The sequence below is a fragment of the Methanoculleus sp. UBA291 genome (assembly GCF_002499755.1).
GTDB classification, from domain to species: domain Archaea; phylum Halobacteriota; class Methanomicrobia; order Methanomicrobiales; family Methanoculleaceae; genus Methanoculleus; species Methanoculleus palmolei.
This window is the reverse complement of the sequence record NZ_DANC01000004.1, coordinates 26,473-26,977: the sequence shown is the minus strand read 5'-3', so window position 1 is coordinate 26,977 and position 505 is coordinate 26,473. Positions and strand designations below refer to the sequence as shown.

Annotated in this window: 1 protein-coding gene; it reads left to right on the top strand. The window is 48.9% G+C overall.

The genetic code is table 11. The features are described from left to right. Nucleotides 1-7: 7 nt before the first annotated feature. Nucleotides 8-505, top strand: a 498-nt coding sequence (locus BP737_RS01110) for a type IV pilin N-terminal domain-containing protein (RefSeq protein WP_342685819.1), incomplete at its 3' end; no start/stop codon positions are given.

Below are 505 nucleotides of genomic sequence, written 5' to 3'. Positions count from 1 at the left end.
GGTAACTATCATTATCGCGGCTGTTATCAGTGGGTTTGCAGGCGGATTGGTGGGCTCGCAGGAAGCCGCCCCGTCGGCGAGCTTCGATGTCAGCATGACGGATAAGAGTATCGACCTCACAGTACGGTCGAACTCCGAGGACATTCCCTCCAAGAACATCATGATCGTCCTCTCGAAAGGCAATGAGACGAAGAAGCTGATACCGGGATATCATACAGTACCATTCGGGTTTAACGTCGTAGAACAGCCTGTAAAGGACGATGACGGCAAAACAATCGGAGGAACAGGCTTCAAGAATCAAGATAACGTCACTTATGCTCTTGCAAACCCCGACAAGGTTTCAGCGACACAAGCAGCAAATGCGACAAATTCAGTACAGTGGTTTGGAAACTATACCCTGAAAACCGGTTCAAGGATGAGCGCCTCCGTCGATGCATTTATGGATACTTACAGCGGCATCAAACCGGAAGGTTTCACTAAATCTTCATTCACAAAGAGCGAGATC